This is a genomic window from Alkalibacillus haloalkaliphilus C5 (genome assembly GCF_000269905.1).
In the GTDB taxonomy this organism is placed as follows: domain Bacteria; phylum Bacillota; class Bacilli; order Bacillales; family Alkalibacillaceae; genus Alkalibacillus; species Alkalibacillus haloalkaliphilus_A.
In genome coordinates, this window is sequence record NZ_AKIF01000046.1 from 1 (window position 1) to 18,197 (window position 18,197).

Sequence of the window (18,197 nt, forward strand, 5' to 3'; positions counted from 1 at the left end):
ACCTCGGTTTTATCAGCGCTCAGAAAAATTCAGACTTCACACAATTTTTGTTCAAATACTATCGAATAACTTTACTAAATGTGGTAGGATTATTAAAAATGTTTAATTAATGTTAGCGATAGGAAGGGAGAAGGGGACAAGATGGTAAGTTATGATGCTTTAAATTATCCTTATGCTTCGCGTCGAAATGTTGTATACGGTAAAAAAGGTATGGTGCGACGTCTCAGCCACTAGCGGCGCAGGCTGGTTTAGATATTATGAAACAAGGTGGTAATGCGATTGATGCAGCGATCGCGACGGCTGCTGCTTTAACGGTGTTAGAGCCGACTTCGAATGGTATTGGTTCTGATGCGTTTGCGCTTGTTTGGGTTGATGGAAAGGTTCACGGTCTAAATGGCAGTGGTTATGCACCTCAAAATATTTCTGTGGAAAAACTAAAAGAAGCAGGTTATGAAGAGATGCCGACTTTCGGTAAGGTGCCTGTGACAGTGCCAGGTACACCGGCGGCATGGGCTGAGCTTTCTGAGCGTTTTGGAAAACTTCCACTAACAGATGTATTAGCACCTGCAATTGAGTATGCTGAAGAAGGTTATCCGCTATCGCCAACGTTAGCGTTCCACTGGAAATCGGCATACAACAAGTTTAAAGAAACATTTAAAGATGACATTTTCCAAAATTGGTTTAACACATTTGCACCTGATGGTCGTTCGCCTGAAGTCGGTGAAATGTGGAAGTCGCCAGATCATGCGCGTACACTACGTGAAATCGCCGAGACAAAAGCAGAGTCATTTTACCGCGGTCAATTAGCTGATGAAATTGATGCCTTTTTCAAGGAGCATGATGGTTATTTAACAAAAGGAGATTTAGCAGAGTATAAGCCTGAGTGGGTCGATCCGATTAAAGTGAACTATCGTGGTTATGACGTGTGGGAGATCCCGCCGAATGGACAAGGATTAATCGCACTTATGGCGTTAAACATGTTAGAAGGTTATGAGTTTACTGATCGTGAAAACGTCGATACTTATCATAAACAAATTGAAGCGATGAAGCTTGCGTTTACAGATGGATTAGAGTACATCACGCAAGAAGACCATATGAATGTGTCGGTTGAAGACTTATTATCAGATGAGTATGCTGAACAGCGCCGAGCGTTAATTGGTGATGAAGCATTGAAGCCAAAACCAGGTGAGCCGCCGCGTGGTGGTACAGTTTACTTATCAACTGCAGATGAAGAAGGTAACATGGTCTCGTTCATTCAAAGTAACTATATGGGCTTCGGTTCAGGTGTTGTCGTACCTGGGACAGGCATTGCGATGCAAAACCGAGGTCATACGTTCTCGTTTGATGAAAACCATGCGAATGTGCTAAGGCCAGGGAAGCAGACGTTCCATACGATTATTCCTGGATTTTTATCAAAAGGTGATCAGCCAGTTGGACCATTTGGTGTTATGGGCGGATTTATGCAACCACAAGGCCATGCACAAGTCGTCATGAATACAGTCGACTTTCATTTAAATCCACAAGCAGCACTCGATGCACCAAGGTGGCAGTGGGTTCAAGATAAAGTCGTTAAAGTTGAACCAACATTCCCTGACCATATCGCTCAAGCGTTACAGCGAAAAGGTCATCACATTCAGCGCACCCTTTATCCGAACGAATTCGGTCGTGGACAAATTATTTGGCGCGATCCTGAAACAGGCGTACTATGCGGAGGTACGGAACCGCGAACTGACGGTGAAGTCGCAGCTTGGTAATGAATTTAAAAAACCAGGCTGATCTCTCAGCCTGATTTTTAAAGTTTAAGTCCTGTTCTGCTTTTGAAGCGGCGGAGTAAAATGTGGCTTTCCACACGCGTAATGCCGTCTAAAGCATACAGTTCTTCGTTAATAAATTTTTCTAATGCATGGAAGTCTTCTACTAATACGTGTGTATGTAGAGTGCTTGGGCCTGTCATTTGGTAACAGCTTGCTACACTAGGATGCTCGGCCAACTTTTCAGCAACATGAATAAGTGAGTTCGGCTCACAATCAACGTTGAAAAATGCTGATACGCCCTTACCAACTTGTTCTGAGTTAATGACGACGCTGAACTTCTCAATGACACCAGCTTCTTGCATTTGATTAATTCGATCGCGTACAGCTACACGGGATAGACCAAGCTCTTTAGCTAAGTCAACGTAAGACATACGTCCTTGTTCGCTTAAAATATTTAAAATCTTAAAATCCGTATCCGTTAATTTCATCAAGACACCACGCTTATGAGATTTGATTTCTAGTTTCATTATAAAAGAAAGTAGTCAAAATGTCATATTAACTGTCGAAAATTTAGTGAATTTGAAGTGACACTTAAGCGTGGAAGGACAGAAAGGGTGACAACATTGGATTTTCCTTTACAGAAAGACATATTTATAAGCTTCTTCCGTGCCGGTATGCTAGGTTATGGCGGCGGGCCAGCAACGATCCCTTTAGTGCATAAAGAAGTCGTCGAAACTTACGGCTGGATGGATGATGAAGAGTTCTCTGATGTATTAGCTATCGGCAATACACTACCTGGGCCGATTATGACGAAAATGGCTGGTTATATCGGCTACCGTGTAGGAGGTAAAACGGGCCTTCTCACCGCACTAGCCGCCACTATTTTACCGACTGTGATTATTATGATTGCACTTATTAGTGTGTTAATTAATTATCGTGAACATGCAGTAGTACAGGGGATGACGAGTGCTATTGCGCCAGTTGTAGGCGTCATGTTATTTATGTTAGCCTATAATTTTTTACGTAACTCTAAGCGCGATCTCGGTTGGCCAGTGGCAATTGCGCTAGGTGTTGTCAGTTTAATAACGTTTGAACTATTTAATTTACACCCAGCTATTTTAATCGGTGCTCTTATACTATATGCCTTATTGAAAAAATCCCCTTCGAAAAAGGAGGGTGAAGCAGCATGATTGAGTATTGGCATTTATTTATTGCTTTTTTCATTCCAGGTATTGTCGGATATGGTGGTGGACCTGCGTCCATTCCACTTATTGAATATGAAGTCGTTCAACGTTTTGAGTGGATGACGACGCAAGAATTCGGTGAAGTGCTCGCATTAGGTAATGCACTTCCTGGACCAATTGCGACGAAAATGGCTGGTTATATTGGTTATGAAGTCGGTGGTGTTATTGGCGCAACTGTTGCGATTTCAGCGACAGTCATTCCATCTTTAATAGCGATGATCGTCTTATTAAAGCTATTAATAAAGTTTAAAAATTCACCGAAAGTAAAACACATGACAGCACTGATCCGTCCGGCGATTGCGATTTTGTTAGCTGTTTTAGCTTATCAATTTTTCGCTACATCATATGAAGGAGCAGGGTTAGTTCAAACGATTATCTTAGTTACGTTAAGCTTTTTAGCGCTAGAGAAGTGGAGTATCCACCGGCTTACGTGATCATTGGCGCTCTAACTTATGGAGCGGTGATCTTATCATAAAATAACCCCACCTATTTATGACTTTTGCATAAATAGGTGGGGTTTTCCTTATTAAAGGATGTTTAATCGTGCAACAATTGCAAGTAATACTTGTAATAAGATTTGTGCGTTAACAGCAATATCTGTATCCGTTGTTGTCACTTGTACGCCACGAGAGTTTTCAATATACGTCTGCTGGTGGTTAATTTGCGTTGTTTTAATCTTTTCATATAAGTCTTGTGTTATTTCTTCAGCACGGTCACTATCAGCCACTGAAATACTAATGATCAGCGCAATTGCTGCTTGTAGTCCGATTTGAACGTTAACAGCAGCTTGTGTGTTAGTTGTTGTAACTTCAACGTCACATGAATCTTTGACGACGATTGACTCAAAAGATTGCTGAGTCGTTTTAATAGACTGATTGGCTTGTTGAGTGTCTTCATCAAATGGGTGACAAGATTTAGGGTCAAGTGCATTAAATCTTCTTGGAGCACGCGCCCCTTGGTTTGTTTGAACATTGTTATATGCACCAGGTGTTGATGCAAAGTATTGCTTCCTTGCCATTCTATTTCCCTCCTCTATTATTTCCTACACTACTTACATATGAAAATAGTTAGTTGATAGGAAAGGCCAATCCATTATTTTACTAACAGATAGGCTTAGTAGAATTCATCAATTATCTTCATTATTTTGATTTTTAAGCGATTCAACCGACTTTTGTAGGTCTTCTACTAACTCTTTCAATTGACTTCTAGTTTCATCGTCTACTTGTGCTTCTTGTGGGTTCACGCCGTGTTTTTTAAATGTTGTATCTACTAGTAGTTCAATCACTTTATTGGATACTACTTGTAAATCTTCTGGCATTTTATTGTTTTGATCACTCATACCCGTCACCTCCGTTAATGAATTAATATATTGCTGGTAGGAGTTGTTCTTTAAAACTATAATCCTACCTTCTCACATTTACATTATGAGTTTTTAAAGAGAAACGAAGGGGCACCAATCTTATGGAAGTAAAACAAACTGTTTTTAAGTAGCCCTTTTTTGGAGCTTGTACAAAATTAAGTGGGATAAATTAAAGGAAAAAACGCGAATTTTGCCTAAAATAAAGTGATTAACGTAATTAGGAAGCGCTTACAATGCCGTTAAGAGCGCATTCTTGACACTTAATGCAAATTACGAGCATTTGATAGCATTTATAAGGATTTAAAAGTTTTTGAAAGAATGACACTTATAACTTGAAATTAGAATAAAATGTGGTACTATATAGTAGGAAATACTGTTAAACAGTAAAATTTACTGGAAAGGGGTAGATGGTTATGACAACATCTTTAATTCTTGTTTCAACGATTGTGTTTTTCTTTTTGGCGACAGTTTATTTTGTCGACAGCATTGTGACGCGCATCAAGAAGAAGAAATCCAATCTACGCCTAGAACCAGTTCAAGCTGAAGCTGAAATGGATCTAGCACACCGTTAATTTAGTTAGATAGATATTCAGTTCATACTATTTATATAGATGAAACGCCTAAGCCGGTTAGTGTACGCACTGACCGGCATATTTTTTATTTCAAACGAAGGTCATAAAGGTCATGTCTTAAATCGTTATAAACAGGTATTAAATTGCGCGCTTTAGCAACTTGATCCAGGTCTAAAGTTGCTGTTAAAATATCTTCTTCATCACTGCCATCAACAATCACTTCTCCCATTGGGTCGACAACCATTGAATGACCGCCAAATGAAAAATTCGGATCATCCCCTACACGATTACACGCCACAACGAAACACTGGTTTTCAATCGCCCGAGCTTGAATTAACGTACGCCAATGGTTAATACGTGCTTTAGGCCATTGAGCGACAATGTAAATGACTTTAGCTCCTTGAACCGCATGCCAGCGCACCCATTCAGGAAATCTTAAATCATAACAAATGAGCCCAGCACTTGTAATGCCGCCTACTTCAAATAATCCATCACGATCGCCAGCTTTAAAATATTTTTGTTCATGCATCAGTGGAATAAGGTGAGCCTTGTTATACTCTTTAATGAAATGACCTTTCTTATTGTAAATGTACATCGTATTCGTAAACCCTTGCTCGCCAACTTTTGCAACAGAACCACCAACTATAGCCGCCTCGTGTCGGTTGGCTAAATGGCTTAAAAAAGCACGAGAATCCCAACCATTGTAATCAGCTAGCTGATCAAGCCGCCTTAAGTCATAACAAGTATTCCAAAGCTCTGGCAAAACAATGATATCAGTGTCCTCAGGGATTTTATGAAGCATGTGGAAGATTTTCCCCTTATTTGCTTCAACATCACCAAAAGCTAAATCAAGCTGTAATAAAGCAACTTGCATGAAAGCACCTCCGATCAATCTATTTAGAATTTTCTGTCTTTACAAAAGATGAAAAAGCATATAACCTTCAAAGTAATGAGTGAATTCGGTAAGGAGGACGAAAGATGCGATTTGAACAGTCAGAAGCGTTGAAGCGCCTGCCTGAGCAGTTTTTTGCTAGTTTAGTTGGTAAAACGCAGGCGTTAAAACGTGAAGGGCATGATGTGATTAACTTAGGGCAAGGAAATCCTGATCAACCTACACCTGATAACATTGTTAAAGCGGTGCAACAAGCAGCAGGAAATCCTGATTATCATAAATACTCACCTTTTCGCGGGCATTCGTTTTTAAAAGAAGCGGTTGCAAAATTTTATGAGCGCGAATACGGTGTTGACGTTGACCCTGAGACAGAAGTAGCTGTTTTATTTGGTGCGAAGACAGGTTTAGTGAGATTAGTCAATGCTTATTAAATGCAGGTGATTCGGCATTGCTACCTGACCCAGGGTACCCGGACTATATGTCAGGAATCGCATTAGCTGATGCCAAGCCTCACTTTTTCCCGCTTTTAGAAAAGAATCACTTTCTACCAGATTATGATGCAATTAGTGATGAAGCGCTTAATTTATCGAAATTAATGTTTTTAAATTACCCGAATAACCCAACATCAGCAGTCGCAACACGAGAATTTTTTGACGAGACAGTCAATGTGGCAAAAAAGCATAACATTTGTGTCGTCCATGACTTTGCATATGGGGCGATTGGATTTGATGGTAAGAAGCCGACTAGCTTCCTTGAATCAGAAAGGGCAAAAGACGTCGGCATTGAAATGTATACATTGTCCAAAACGTACAACATGGCTGGATGGCGTGTTGGCTTTGCAGTCGGGAATCCGTCAGTGATTGACAGCTTAAATTTAATTCAAGATCATTTGTATGTCAGTTTATTTGGCGCGGTACAAGAAGCGGCAGCAGAGGCATTGTTAGGTAATCAGTCTGCAGTAAATGAGTTAGTTGAGACATATGAAACGAGGCGAAACGCATTAGTGAGAGCAGCACAATCCATTGGTTGGGATGTGACGGCCCCTAAAGGAACCTTTTTCGCTTGGTTCAAAGTGCCTGATGGTTATACGTCAGAGGAATTTGCGGACCTTCTATTGAACGAAGCGCACGTCGTTGTCGCACCAGGTAAAGGTTTTGGCGAAACAGGGGAAGGCTATGTAAGGATTGGTTTACTCGATGAGCCAGAGCGTTTAGAAGAGGCGATGGAGCGTGTTGGGCGGTTAGGAGTGTTCTAATAAGTAACGACTACTGACTGATCATTTCAGGAAGTGTAACAGATATGTGCAGTGAGTAAAAGCTAATCGTTAATCATAAGAGAGATAATACAATAGCATAAACTATTTATGAGTCATTCAAGAAAGGAGGTAGTTATTTTGAATGGAATGAATAAAAACACTATCATTGATAACCGCGGGGAAGAACACGAATGGATGCTAATCATTACTGTTATCTGTTCTTTTCTTACTTTTAAAAAGATAAAAAGGTTGGAAAAGTATAAAAACAAATTGAAGAATTCATTCACTCCATATTGATGCATTCCTTTCACCTTGAAAATTTTATTAAAAAAGCTCGCTGTTATTGGCGAACTTTAAATGAATAAAACAATAAATGAAGATAATAGTGTTAAGATTGAACCAAGGAAAGATGGTGAAATAACAAAGTTGTCGTCCATTTGTTGCTTGGCCGCACTACCTCTTGTTGCAACATCAAAGACCTTCGTTGAAAGCGGTGTGTTGATCCACTGTAAGTAAAAACACAAGAAGCAATACCAACGACAAAAGCAATACTCATAAGATGGAAGTCAGTAAAGTAATGAATGGCGTAAATGATGAGGTACAAAAAGAATAGTAATAATGACTGATAAGATAAACCTTTTCATTCAACCTCTCCTTATAAATAATTTCACTATAGTTATAATTTATTTAAATTTCGAATAATCAAGTTTGGGAAGGGGATGCTTTATGGAAATAATTAAACACGCTATACAAGACTATTATGCAGAAGATCTCGCACATTGCTACGGTTGTGGTCGCAATAATAAATTGGGCCACGGATTTCGTACAGGGTGGAATGGCGAAGAGACATTAACACTTTATAAACCCGAACCAGAACATACTGCCATCCCAGGATTCGTTTACGGCGGCTTGTTAGCATCACTTATTGACTGTCATGGCACAGGTTCAGCCTCCTTAGCTTTGCATCGTAAAAATGGCCACGAGCCAGAGGACGGTGTTGAGCCACCGCGGTTTGTCACGGCAAAACTTGAAGTCCAATACTTAAAGCCAACACTTCAACATGTGGAACTACGAGCGACAGGACAAGTTGAAGAAGTTCATCCGAAAAAATTCAACGTGCATACAGAAGTGTACGCTGGAGAAGAGCTTGTGGCAAAAGGACTTGTCGTCGCAGCCGTGATGCCAGAGGGGTTTGGCGCTTAGGTGATGGGCGAGTTGGGATAATTACCGAATAGAAGGAATAATTACCGAATAAGCAGTGATTAGTACCGAATAGAAAGAATAATTACCGAATAGGCGGTGTTTAATACCGGATAGAGAGAATAATTACCGAATAGGCGGTGTTTAATACCGGATAGAGCGTATAATTACCGAATAGGCGGTGATTAATACCGAACAGAGCAGATAATTACCGAACAGAAACAATTAATAACCAAATAAATTATACCTTCGACATGTATAAAAGTTCTACTTTAACTAATATTAAGTAGTAGAAATTTTTACAAGTTCGGGGGTTAATTTTTGTGACGTTTGAAGAGTATTGGAATCGGATTTTCGAGCTGACCGAACGGCTGAGTCAACTAACAGATAGTTACTGGCATGAGTATTCATCATGGGATACATGGCAGTTTTGGCTTAATATCATTTTGCTTATTTTACCTTTAATTATTTTGTATTTTGCTATTGATCGCACGCGAATGTTTGAGATCTTGTTTTTTGGCCTTGCGATTCATATGCTTTGGAATTACTCGAGCAACTACTTAGAATCACAAGTGTATTTTAGAACTTTGTACTTTATTACAACGGTGTTACCATCAGCTTTTACGATGGTGGCCTCAGCAATGCCCGTGGCCTTTATGCTCGTCTACCAATACTGTACGAATCATGGTAAAAATTATTATATTTGGGCAGTTGTATTAAGTGCAACCTTCGCATTTGGAGTCGGATCGTTAGAAATAATGTTTGGTATCACATATATGGGTGGTGGGTTCCACTACTTTTATCTCTTTCTAATTGATATAGTAATTGCTTTTTCGACGTATTGGTTTGTAAGAGCAATGTTAAAAGCGAGAAATAAAGCTACTTCATTAAGCTAACAAAAGCAGTCCTATCATAAAGGTAGGACTGCTTTCGTAATTTAATTATAGTTCAGGTTGTTCATAGTAGTAATCGACAGGTTGTGGAGCAACATTAGAGCGTTCTAGTGCAGGTGTATCAGGTCTAGCTGCATGATATACCGCTGCACCAACGATTTTAGTTACATCTTCTAACTTTTCCTTGCTAATGTATTCAATTGTATCCTCAGGTGTGTGATACCAAGGCTCTAAAGGTGTATGAATGAATAGCGCAGCTGGAATCCCTCTCTCGTAAAATGGCACGTGGTCACTGCGACCGAGCATACTAAAAGGAGGAATGTCATTATGTGAAACGCGAGCACCTGCAGAAGCAGCAAGATCTGTTACAGTATTTTGATTACCATCAACAGTAAACATCGTTAAGTCACCCGCATCAGCACTACCAATCATATCTAATTGGAACATACCAACAGTGTCTTCAACTTCTTCTTCAGTCATGTTTTCAGCGTAGTAGCGAGACCCGACTAAGCCCCATTCTTCAGCACCGAAAGCGACGAAGCGAATTTCCGTATCAACTGGTGCATTCGCCATAACACGTGCTAACTCTAATAGTGCACCAGTACCAGAAGCATCATCATTTGCACCTGGTGAGTCTGGAACTGTGTCATGGTGAGCACCGACGATTAACTTTTGCCCAGAGTCTTGGTTACGATTGTTAGGCTCTTTAGTCGCTATGACGTTGTACGAAGTGAAACCTAACGTATCAAAAGGCTGTACTTCTACATTTTCATAACCATAACTTTCAAACTCGTCCACTAAATAATCGACAGTTTCTAATTCACCTTCTGTCCCAGCCACTCTAGGCCCAATATTTTCTGATAGATGATACACATGATCATAAATTCGGTCGACATCAATCTGTTTAACAATACGATTGTCAAAAGCCTGCTTTCCAGGGTTGTCCTCTTCACCGGCAACCCCTGTCATTGGGACCATCGTGAGAACAAGTAGTACAGATAAAAAGTAGATCAACTTACGTTTCATAGAATTCTCCTCTCCAATTTTATAAATCTATGAGGTTCAATCTAAGGGGGTGATTGTTGTTTTTGTAATTTTCTAAAAACAACTTATAATTTATTATTAGATTTTTTGAATAGAATGTAAATAGTGCTTAGTTCCTCATTATTTCAAAACTCATAAATCATGCTAAATCTATTGATTCTATGTAAGAGAGAGGTTGAGATGTAATTCGGCAATGTTCAATCTAGTCTAAAGTATTGGTTAGAAGTATTTAGTTGTTCATTTGAAAAACTGTGAAATGAGAGCTGGATGTTCTCCCCCCATTCTTATACAATAAAATAAGGGGGTGGGGGGAATGGAACTACTTATTGTAAGGCACGGCCAGTCAGTAGCAGACATTGAAAATAGACATGAAGGGCGAGCAGACTTTCCATTAACTGATTTAGGGAAAGAGCAAGCTGAGAAACTTGCCACATGGATGAGCTCCCATTACGAAATCGACCATATTATTTCAAGTCCATTAAAGCGAGCTTTGCTGACTGCTGAGTCCATTGCTGAACGTGTTGGCATCTCGGTCGAGCAAGATCGTGCATTAATGGAATGGAATAACGGGGAGTTAGCTGGCGAGTTAAAATCCGAAGCCAAAGAAAAATACCCTCTTCCTAAAGAGGGGCGCAAACGTCACGATGAATTTTATAACTGTGAATCAATGATCAATTTCAGAGCAAGAGTTGAAATATTTTGGTCAAAATTAATGGAAGCAGAAGCGGAGAGAATAGCCATAGTTGCGCATGGCGGCACAATCAATATGCTATTTCAAAGCTTTTTGAACTTACCAATGGATACGAATGTAACCTTACATACAGGTGATACAGGCGTTCACCTATGGCAATTTAAGGACGGTAAAAATATCATTAAGTTTTCTAACTCTCAAGTTCATTTGTAAGTTGAGAAAATAATGGGTCTACGTTAAAAGTAACGTAGACCCAATTCATAATTCATAATTCGTATATTCTTGTTAACTAGCCTCTTCTTCATCTTTTAGCTTCTCTTCTAACTCAGCAACCCGCTTTTCGAGGTTACGTTCACTGGACCCTTTCGAAAACGTTAACAAAACACTAATTAACATCCCTAAACCAATCCCGATAAACATACCAGCACCAGTCTCACCAAAAAGCATCCCGATTCCCATCCCTAGCAACAAACCACCTGGAATGATCAGCTGTCTCGATGCCATACAAAACCCCTCCAACTAAAGACGTATACTCTATACTATTACGACAAAGTTTGGGGAATTCCTTTTTGAGGTGTTCGACCTAGTAACTTTGTGTTTAATGCGAAACAGTTCAATTATTGGTGCTATATCTTTATATGTTATGATAAAGGAGAAAACAAACTTTACATTTACTGGGTTTGGTGGTGCTTTAGTTGGGACACAAGTTAAAAGTTGGAGAATTGAAAGAAAGCTACTTAACAGATGAGGATATATGGCGTGTATATACCAATGTTCTATCAAATAAGTCAGCTAAATCATCTACATATAAATATGCATTAATTAAATCATTAATAGAAAACTTATATCAAGTAAATGATAACATCGAATTAGGATACGATCAGCTAGCCTACGCTTTCGCTAAAATATATTGGAATTTAATTATTCATCACGACCTAGTTAAACAGAATAGAGGTCCCAAAAATGCTAGAGTCGTAACTGAAATGAAAAAGTTTCAGAGTGAACATAGCATTCCAAAGGACTTTAGTTTCGATAAAATTAATCACAAACTGCAGCTAAAACTAGTTTCAAAGGTTAAAAGCGTGATGAAAGAAAATGTGTTTGGTGCTTTATGGGGAGATACCAAAGGGTTATTTTATGAGTTTGATCACAAAAGAGAGTATTTTAGATTCCACCCTGCTGTGCGTGAGTTCATGATGAAATATCAAAGGTTATTAGTTAACCTTACAAACTATCATATGGCCAAAATGGTAGAAGAATTGAATGATTACCCATCTACTCAATACTTACTAGAAAAAGTTGAAAGTATTGCTAAGAGAGGTACCTTAAAACCTTTCGAACGTATCTTGTTAAGTTATTTTGAAGCCGAGTGTTTTTATTGTGGGAAAGACTTAACTAAAAGTAACCGTAGTAGTCATGTTGATCATTTTATCCCTTGGTCTTTTGTCCAGTCTGATCAAATATGGAATCTAGTTATGGCTTGTGGAGCTTGTAATAGTTCTAAGAGCGATAAGCTTCCAGAACGAGGTTATTTAGAAACAATTATAAATCGAAATGACCATTTGAAGAAAAGTGCAGAAGATGATTCAGCTTTGTTACTTAGGAATTATCATAAGCAAAAAATTATACTTCTTTATGATTACTCGATAAAAAATGGCTTTGATGACATTTGGTTACCAAAATAATAGCTTAGGGTTTATTCCTAGGCTATTTTTTAATCCTCAACCTCTTTTAAATAGATTCTCTCATTAAATCCACCACGTTCTTTAGATTTTTCTTGTCTAATGCTCTCTAACCCTTCATAAGTTGAACCGTGAACTTTTGTAAGGCTGTGGATTAACTCTAAAACATCTGCTAATTCTTCTAACGCTTCATTATCATCATTGGTTTGTAAGTATTCATCAAGTTCTTCACCGAGTTTCGTTTTTAACTCTTTTATGTATTTTTCTTCTGATAATGTTTCGGTTGTATAACTCTTACCAGTTGCTTCAATTATTTGAGGAATTTTATCTCTAACAAGTTTGTTATATGTTGGCATAATTTCACTCCTTTCCTCCATTGTAATCAATTTATCTGACAGCTTCAATTTCATATCTAGACTTTATTCCTATTTTGGAAAAATAACCCTATGAAAGAGCATAAAAATGCGAATAATTGGGTAAGTAAATATTGTGGCAATAAAATGAGACAACAAGGAGTGTGTTTAGATGAAGTTATTGATGACATTGTTGATGAGTTCGATGTTAGTCATAGCAGCTTGTGGAGCTGCTGATGAGCCTGATGACGACTTAGGAATGGAAGATCCTGCTCCTGAAGATCAGGAAGGTGATATGGAAGCTGGAGAAGATACAAATGAGTCACAGAACCGTGATGATGAAGAGGGTACTGGGCTAGAGGATCAAGATGAGGAACTACATGAAGAATCTGAGGAAATGGAAGAAGAGGCAGAAGAAGGACGTAATTATGGGATTGACGAGTTTGAATTAGAGATTGAGTTTGAAAATGGCGGTGAATGGAGCTTTGAATATGAGCTTAATGACAATGGAGATAAAGAAGCAGAAGTTGAAGTAGATAACGGTCAAGAGTCTGATCGTGATGGGCAACAGGCAATAGAAGAAATTGAAGACATGTTTGAAGCGGTTCAGTTTTCACCGAATATGTCTAAAGATGAAGTGTTCCAAAGAATTTATGACCACCTTGAAATAATGGAAGGTGAAGTTAAAGAAATAGAGTTGGATGTCGAGTTTGAAGATGGAGAGACTTTGCAAATTGAAGAAGATTATTAATCGTTCTAACACGTGAGTTCTTTTGAATTCGCGTGTTTTTTGTTGAAGGAATACTACTCTCCTCTATAGAATAATAGTTATAGGGGTGATCATATTAGTCGTAATCAAGAATCTCCAGAAGAACGCCAAGAAAGAATGAGGCAAGAAGAGTTGAGGAATAACCCAGGTGGCAATATTAGCGATTCGTTAAACCGAGCTAGTCACGGTAGTGCGGCTGACTTAGCAAATGGTTTTGGTTGGAAAGGGACTGGAATATTAATCATTGTTCTTGTTGTAGCATTTTTCGTATATGCGTTGTTTTTCAATTAGAAGTGAGCGACTAAATGAAGCTCTTGGAATAGATCCAAGAGCTTTTGTTACGTTTACCAGTCTTCTTTTTGTTCTACCTTATGCTTCTCAAGCCCCTCACGTTTTAAAGATTTATAGATCGCATACATTAATAGAATCATTAAAAAGGTAAACGGGAAAGCAGTGATTGTTGCTGTTGCTTGTAATCCTTCTAAACCACCGCTTAGAAGCAAGACTGTCGCAATGGATGAAATAAGCAGTCCCCAAACGATTAAAGTTGAGCTTTTCGGCTTTAAGTCACCTTCCGATGAGAATACACCGAGAACATAGGTTGCTGAGTTGGCTGACGTAATAAAGAAAATCGTAATCAGTATTAACGCCCCGATACTTAACAGTAAGCTTCCTGGTAAATGTTCAAGGACTAAAAACATCCCGACTTCAGGTGTTTCTGCGGTTGTTTCAGCTATGCCTAAGTCATTGTTCAACTCTAAATGTAACCCAGTCCCGCCAAAAGTGACAAACCATAAAATAGTAATAACTGTTGGGACAAAAAGAACACCAATGATAAATTCTTGTAGTGAGCGCCCTTTTGACACACGCGCGATGAAAGTTCCGACAAATGGACTCCAAGAAATGACCCAAGCCCAGTAGAATAACGTCCAGTCTCCCATCCATTCGTTATCAGTATAAGGTGTTGTCATAAAGCTTAGCTCTGGTAGGCTTGTAGCATACTGACCGAATGCTCGAACTAAATGTTCAAAGATAAAAATCGTCGGCCCTAACACAACACCAGCGAGAAGAAGAATTCCTGCTAAGCCTAAGTTAGAAACACTTAAATAGCGCATCCCTTTATTTAAACCAGTGACCGCGGATAATAAGAAAATAAACGTCACGGTTGCGATAATCATTAAATAGACCATGTTACCACTTTCAATGCCGAATACATGGGATAAACCACTGCCGACTTGAAGGGTACTCATACCAAATGATGTCGCAATTCCTACCGTTGTAGCGATAATAACGATTATATCAATTGTTTTACCAGGCCAACGATAGATTTGATCCCCAATGACATTGTAAAAAGCAGAGCTAATAAGCCCGGGTAAATTTTTACGGAATTTAGCGAAGGCTAGTCCAAGAGCAACGATGGCATAAATGCTCCACGGGTGAACACCCCAGTGGAAAATACCATAAAGTAACCCGTAGTTAGCTGCTTCTTGACTTCCTGGTTCAATACCTTCTGGTGGGTCGTGAAAATGGGATAACGGCTCACCCACACCCCAGAACACAAGACCAACCCCCATGCCTGCAGCAAATAACATGCCTAACCAAGTGAAGTATGTATACTCAGGCTTTTCACCTTTAAGACCTAACTTCATATGACGATACGGTCCAAACCCTAAAAATAAACAGTAACCTACAAATAAGGCTGTGGATAGTACGTAAAACCAACCGAACTGCTCAATCATCATCGTCATCATAGCTTCCATTGTGGATGTCATCCCCTCTGGAGCGGCAACACCCCAAACGACAATAGCTAACACAACAATTGCTGAGACGATAAAGACAATATAATGATTCAATTGCTCACTCCACTTCATTGGCATCTTCCTTTCAAACGACTCTACTAATATATTTCACAAAGTTTTATTACAAAAACATCTTTTGGAAAAAGAGATTAATTTTCATCAACTTTTAAATGGAAAATTTATGTTAAAATAGTAGGAAAAGGAGTGGTGGTAAAACTTTTAGGAGGGTCGATATGATCTGTATAATTGTCCTGTTAACAACTACAGTTTTTATTAGTGTCTTGTGACAGAAAGGATTATATAGTTCGTTTAAGACTACTTACACATTTTGTTAACAAAACTTGTTATTGACATTTTTTATTAATATGTATCTTTTATATAAATGAATGAATCTAAAAAACTAGTTTTATCTTGTCGTAGTTTTTATGCTCTTTTTTGATAAGTGGCAAGTGACGATGAAGTCAAGGTGAAGAAGAAGTAGAGATTTATAATGGCGTACAATTTTATTTAACGCCTTCGAATCTATTAATAATGGTGGTGGAAGATTATGAATTTGCACAGTAATCGTATCTTATTTATAGTAGCTGGTGCACTACTAATTATCATTTGTACGCTGGCTTACAGCTTTTCAATCATGAAACAGGCGAATGAGGAAGTGACTCAAAATATTACAGATTTCTCAAGAGGTAGTTATGATATTCTGGTTCGTCCTGAAGATGCTCGAACGGAATTGGAACGTCAACTAAATCTTGTGGAGGAAAATTATTTAGGAGTTGGACAAGGCGGTATCAGTTTAGAAGAATGGTCCGATATTAAAAATCATGCGGATGTGGAAATTGCTGCCCCCGTCGCCTCTATTGGTCTGTTTACGGCTCTTGACAGAACATGGATGATGGAAAAGGATCCTGTTGACCCCGTTTATTATGAAGTGGAATACAGTACTTCGGACGGGAATCAAGATTATATCGCTCAAGAGAAGACGTTTATGTATGATTTTGGTGAACCCCACCTCAGATTTGGTTCAGATTTTGACGTAAGCAGCGCTTATTTTGGAGAGGAAATTGCGACTTTTAATTTTCCTGTTTCATATCATCAAGTTGTTGCTGTTGACCCGGTGGAAGAAGGGGAATTAATTGGACATGATTTTTCTCCATTAGAAGAAAGGGCATTTGATCCTACTACTGGTTATTCTGAAGGAGAAGAAGGATATGCATCCATCATGACACTATCTGATGTTTCTGTTCCTGTGGAAATGCGAGTTACTGTTGATGCATTAGAACCATTGACCGATGCGGATTTGACGGAAATCTACGATCATTCTGTTGAAGGGAATCCAATGTTAACAATGGCAGAGTTCCCTGAAGAATATGATGAATTAGTTGAGGAACATCTATTGCCTCAAAGACTACATAATCCTAAGACGTTAGAACTGCATCCAAGTGACAATCATTTTCCTTTTTCTGAAGGTGTATTATATGTAACGGAAGATGGGAATTTATCTATTGGTGATCCAGATGATATTCCTAATTATGGTCAAGTATCTCATTATACTGCTCAACAAATAAAATTTAATCTGGAGCCTGTAGACTATAATATACGGGAAGATGGATCATTGGCAGTGGAACAAGTAGGGTAGATGATTATTATGAAGCACCGATTTATCGAGAAATGCATGAGGAAGCGATTTACGAGGTAGATGAAGAAAATAGACCGCTGAACGATAATGAATTTTTTGCATTTGTGGAAAATGGCACCTACTCGATTACAGAACATGAAAACCAATTAGCATCTTCCCCTTTAGGTATTTATGGTGGCGAAACACCTTACCTAAAAAGTGATGAATCCGTTACTTTGCATCCATCTGCTATTGCAGGTAGCTATATAACAACACCTGCACATGGATTAATTTCACTGGAATGGGCTGAAAGGGTGAAAGGAGAAGAACCAATTGATGCAATTCGTGTCAGAGTAGCGGGCATTGATGGATATGACCAAGCTGCTGCAGAATTAGTAGAGTCGCTTGCCAATGAATGGGAAGTACAGGGTTATACGGTAGATATTGTCGCTGGAGCATCTTTAACCGAAATGACTGTCGATGTAGAGGGCATTGGTCAGGTGATTCAGCCTTTTACAACACTAGGTGCTGCCGATCAAATTCTGCATAGCTGGAATGCCTTGCAATTATTAATCACGATTCTTTTCTTTTTCGTTGCATTTACATTTATCCTGTTTACTTTTCATCAAATGCTTAAAGCAAGACAGAAGGATGAAGCTTTATTAGCACAACTTGGCTGGTCAGCTAATCATATCCGTAAATTGCAATTAAAAGAATGGTCGAGACTGCTCTTGGTTCCCATTGTGATTGCATTACTTATAAGCAGTTTTATTGGTATTAGAACTGGAAATAACACGATGTTTATCTACAGTGTTATTCTCAGTATATTAGTGTTGATAAGCTATGTAATTGCGTTACGGTTAGTAAAGAAGAAAAACAGTCAATTTGTATTAATTGGGAAAAGTATACTGACTCAAAACATCTTTTTTTATTACCCGCTGATTCTTGCTGCATGTATACAGATCTTTATCATTACGTTGATGACTTGCTTTCTGCCATTTTTCCTTCTGCAATTCATAGGAAATGTGACGGAAACAAGACTTGGTGTGTATGTACATGGCAATATTGAAGGCA

The 18,197-nt window shown here is 38.8% G+C and carries 19 protein-coding genes and 2 pseudogenes; 13 read left to right on the plus strand and 8 right to left on the minus strand.

Annotated elements, in window-relative coordinates; genetic code table 11:
- Positions 1–141: 141 nt before the first annotated feature.
- A pseudogene (locus A194_RS17645) lies at positions 142–1,754 on the plus strand (gamma-glutamyltransferase family protein).
- A gap of 38 nt (positions 1,755–1,792) precedes the next feature.
- Here A194_RS17645 and A194_RS0106740 read toward each other — a convergent pair.
- Entirely contained in the window at positions 1,793–2,242 is a 450-nt protein-coding gene (locus tag A194_RS0106740) for an Lrp/AsnC family transcriptional regulator (RefSeq protein ID WP_017186097.1), read from the minus strand.
- A 135-nt stretch (positions 2,243–2,377) separates the two neighbouring features.
- Between A194_RS0106740 and A194_RS0106745 the strand changes: the two genes are divergently transcribed.
- Together A194_RS0106745 and A194_RS17650 are read left to right on the plus strand one after the other, a co-directional pair.
- The gene (locus A194_RS0106745) at positions 2,378–2,944 is read left to right on the plus strand and encodes a chromate transporter (RefSeq protein WP_040402445.1); all 567 of its coding nucleotides are present in this window, start codon (positions 2,378–2,380) and stop codon (positions 2,942–2,944) included.
- On the plus strand, positions 2,941–3,432 hold the full coding sequence (locus tag A194_RS17650; protein ID WP_017186099.1) for a chromate transporter: 492 nt from the start codon (positions 2,941–2,943) through the stop codon (positions 3,430–3,432). The genes A194_RS0106745 and A194_RS17650 overlap by 4 nt, the downstream gene beginning before the upstream one ends.
- 92 nt (positions 3,433–3,524) lie before the next feature.
- Here A194_RS17650 and A194_RS0106755 read toward each other — a convergent pair whose 3' ends face one another.
- Positions 3,525–4,016, minus strand: coding sequence for a spore coat protein (locus A194_RS0106755; RefSeq protein ID WP_017186100.1), 492 nt, complete (start codon positions 4,014–4,016; stop codon positions 3,525–3,527).
- A 108-nt stretch (positions 4,017–4,124) separates the two neighbouring features.
- Positions 4,125–4,337: a hypothetical protein gene (locus A194_RS0106760; RefSeq protein ID WP_017186101.1), complete on the minus strand. Its 213-nt coding sequence runs from the start codon at positions 4,335–4,337 to the stop codon at positions 4,125–4,127.
- Positions 4,338–4,771: 434 nt separating this feature from the next.
- On the opposite strand from A194_RS0106760, the gene A194_RS20240 reads away from it, so the two are divergent.
- Positions 4,772–4,930 carry a hypothetical protein gene (locus A194_RS20240; RefSeq protein ID WP_017186102.1) on the plus strand — a complete coding sequence of 53 codons (159 nt, stop codon included), beginning with the start codon at positions 4,772–4,774 and terminating at the stop codon, positions 4,928–4,930.
- 85 nt (positions 4,931–5,015) lie between these two features.
- Here A194_RS20240 and A194_RS0106770 read toward each other — a convergent pair whose 3' ends face one another.
- Positions 5,016–5,804 (minus strand): carbon-nitrogen family hydrolase, encoded by a 789-nt coding sequence (locus tag A194_RS0106770; protein WP_017186103.1) that lies wholly within the window; start codon positions 5,802–5,804, stop codon positions 5,016–5,018.
- Positions 5,805–5,908: 104 nt separating this feature from the next.
- Between A194_RS0106770 and A194_RS17655 the strand changes: the two are divergent.
- From A194_RS17655 to A194_RS0106790, 3 genes and pseudogenes are all read left to right on the plus strand, one after another.
- Positions 5,909–7,077: pseudogene (locus A194_RS17655) on the plus strand (aminotransferase class I/II-fold pyridoxal phosphate-dependent enzyme).
- Positions 7,078–7,803: 726 nt separating this feature from the next.
- Positions 7,804–8,280, plus strand: a complete 477-nt coding sequence (locus tag A194_RS0106785; protein ID WP_017186105.1) for a PaaI family thioesterase — start codon at positions 7,804–7,806, stop codon at positions 8,278–8,280.
- A gap of 320 nt (positions 8,281–8,600) precedes the next feature.
- Complete coding sequence (locus tag A194_RS0106790; RefSeq protein ID WP_017186106.1) at positions 8,601–9,173, plus strand: hypothetical protein; 573 nt, start codon at positions 8,601–8,603, stop codon at positions 9,171–9,173.
- A gap of 45 nt (positions 9,174–9,218) precedes the next feature.
- On the opposite strand, the gene A194_RS0106795 is transcribed toward A194_RS0106790, so the two are convergent.
- Positions 9,219–10,196: a M28 family peptidase gene (locus tag A194_RS0106795; RefSeq protein ID WP_017186107.1), complete on the minus strand. Its 978-nt coding sequence runs from the start codon at positions 10,194–10,196 to the stop codon at positions 9,219–9,221.
- A 331-nt stretch (positions 10,197–10,527) separates the two neighbouring features.
- Here A194_RS0106795 and A194_RS0106800 point away from each other — a divergent pair, with 331 nt between their 5' ends.
- Positions 10,528–11,118: a histidine phosphatase family protein gene (locus A194_RS0106800; RefSeq protein WP_017186108.1), complete on the plus strand. Its 591-nt coding sequence runs from the start codon at positions 10,528–10,530 to the stop codon at positions 11,116–11,118.
- Positions 11,119–11,190: 72 nt separating this feature from the next.
- On the opposite strand, the gene A194_RS17660 is transcribed toward A194_RS0106800, so the two are convergent.
- Complete coding sequence (locus A194_RS17660; protein ID WP_017186109.1) at positions 11,191–11,409, minus strand: hypothetical protein; 219 nt, start codon at positions 11,407–11,409, stop codon at positions 11,191–11,193.
- A gap of 191 nt (positions 11,410–11,600) precedes the next feature.
- On the opposite strand from A194_RS17660, the gene A194_RS0106810 reads away from it, so the two are divergent.
- The gene (locus tag A194_RS0106810) at positions 11,601–12,590 is read left to right on the plus strand and encodes an HNH endonuclease domain-containing protein (protein WP_017186110.1); all 990 of its coding nucleotides are present in this window, start codon (positions 11,601–11,603) and stop codon (positions 12,588–12,590) included.
- Positions 12,591–12,619: 29 nt separating this feature from the next.
- On the opposite strand, the gene A194_RS0106815 is transcribed toward A194_RS0106810, so the two are convergent.
- Complete coding sequence (locus tag A194_RS0106815) at positions 12,620–12,943, minus strand: nucleoside triphosphate pyrophosphohydrolase (protein ID WP_017186111.1); 324 nt, start codon at positions 12,941–12,943, stop codon at positions 12,620–12,622.
- A gap of 169 nt (positions 12,944–13,112) precedes the next feature.
- Between A194_RS0106815 and A194_RS0106820 the strand changes: the two genes are divergently transcribed.
- Both A194_RS0106820 and A194_RS0106825 read left to right on the plus strand, forming a co-directional pair.
- Positions 13,113–13,691, plus strand: a complete 579-nt coding sequence (locus tag A194_RS0106820; protein WP_029425040.1) for a YusW family protein — start codon at positions 13,113–13,115, stop codon at positions 13,689–13,691.
- Positions 13,692–13,784: 93 nt separating this feature from the next.
- Positions 13,785–14,000: a DUF6366 family protein gene (locus A194_RS0106825; RefSeq protein WP_029425041.1), complete on the plus strand. Its 216-nt coding sequence runs from the start codon at positions 13,785–13,787 to the stop codon at positions 13,998–14,000.
- A gap of 53 nt (positions 14,001–14,053) precedes the next feature.
- On the opposite strand, the gene A194_RS0106830 is transcribed toward A194_RS0106825, so the two are convergent.
- Positions 14,054–15,580 carry a BCCT family transporter gene (locus A194_RS0106830; protein WP_017186113.1) on the minus strand — a complete coding sequence of 509 codons (1,527 nt, stop codon included), beginning with the start codon at positions 15,578–15,580 and terminating at the stop codon, positions 14,054–14,056.
- A 475-nt stretch (positions 15,581–16,055) separates the two neighbouring features.
- Here A194_RS0106830 and A194_RS0106835 point away from each other — a divergent pair, with 475 nt between their 5' ends.
- Together A194_RS0106835 and A194_RS17665 are read left to right on the plus strand one after the other, a co-directional pair.
- Positions 16,056–17,144, plus strand: a complete 1,089-nt coding sequence (locus A194_RS0106835; protein WP_017186114.1) for a hypothetical protein — start codon at positions 16,056–16,058, stop codon at positions 17,142–17,144.
- 32 nt (positions 17,145–17,176) lie between these two features.
- A partial coding sequence (locus A194_RS17665) for a hypothetical protein (protein WP_040402442.1) occupies positions 17,177–18,197 on the plus strand: 1,021 nt, incomplete at its 3' end.

Coding starts and splice junctions, on each gene's coding strand:
- A194_RS0106740 (WP_017186097.1), bottom strand. CDS start 2,242: ATGAAATTAACGGATACGGATTTTAAGATTTTAAATATTTTAAGCGAA.
- A194_RS17650 (WP_017186099.1), top strand. CDS start 2,941: ATGATTGAGTATTGGCATTTATTTATTGCTTTTTTCATTCCAGGTATT.
- A194_RS0106755 (WP_017186100.1), bottom strand. CDS start 4,016: ATGGCAAGGAAGCAATACTTTGCATCAACACCTGGTGCATATAACAAT.
- A194_RS0106760 (WP_017186101.1), bottom strand. CDS start 4,337: ATGAGTGATCAAAACAATAAAATGCCAGAAGATTTACAAGTAGTATCC.
- A194_RS20240 (WP_017186102.1), top strand. CDS start 4,772: ATGACAACATCTTTAATTCTTGTTTCAACGATTGTGTTTTTCTTTTTG.
- A194_RS0106770 (WP_017186103.1), bottom strand. CDS start 5,804: ATGCAAGTTGCTTTATTACAGCTTGATTTAGCTTTTGGTGATGTTGAA.
- A194_RS0106785 (WP_017186105.1), top strand. CDS start 7,804: ATGGAAATAATTAAACACGCTATACAAGACTATTATGCAGAAGATCTC.
- A194_RS0106795 (WP_017186107.1), bottom strand. CDS start 10,196: ATGAAACGTAAGTTGATCTACTTTTTATCTGTACTACTTGTTCTCACG.
- A194_RS0106800 (WP_017186108.1), top strand. CDS start 10,528: ATGGAACTACTTATTGTAAGGCACGGCCAGTCAGTAGCAGACATTGAA.
- A194_RS17660 (WP_017186109.1), bottom strand. CDS start 11,409: ATGGCATCGAGACAGCTGATCATTCCAGGTGGTTTGTTGCTAGGGATG.
- A194_RS0106815 (WP_017186111.1), bottom strand. CDS start 12,943: ATGCCAACATATAACAAACTTGTTAGAGATAAAATTCCTCAAATAATT.
- A194_RS0106820 (WP_029425040.1), top strand. CDS start 13,113: ATGAAGTTATTGATGACATTGTTGATGAGTTCGATGTTAGTCATAGCA.
- A194_RS0106830 (WP_017186113.1), bottom strand. CDS start 15,580: ATGAAGTGGAGTGAGCAATTGAATCATTATATTGTCTTTATCGTCTCA.
- A194_RS0106835 (WP_017186114.1), top strand. CDS start 16,056: ATGAATTTGCACAGTAATCGTATCTTATTTATAGTAGCTGGTGCACTA.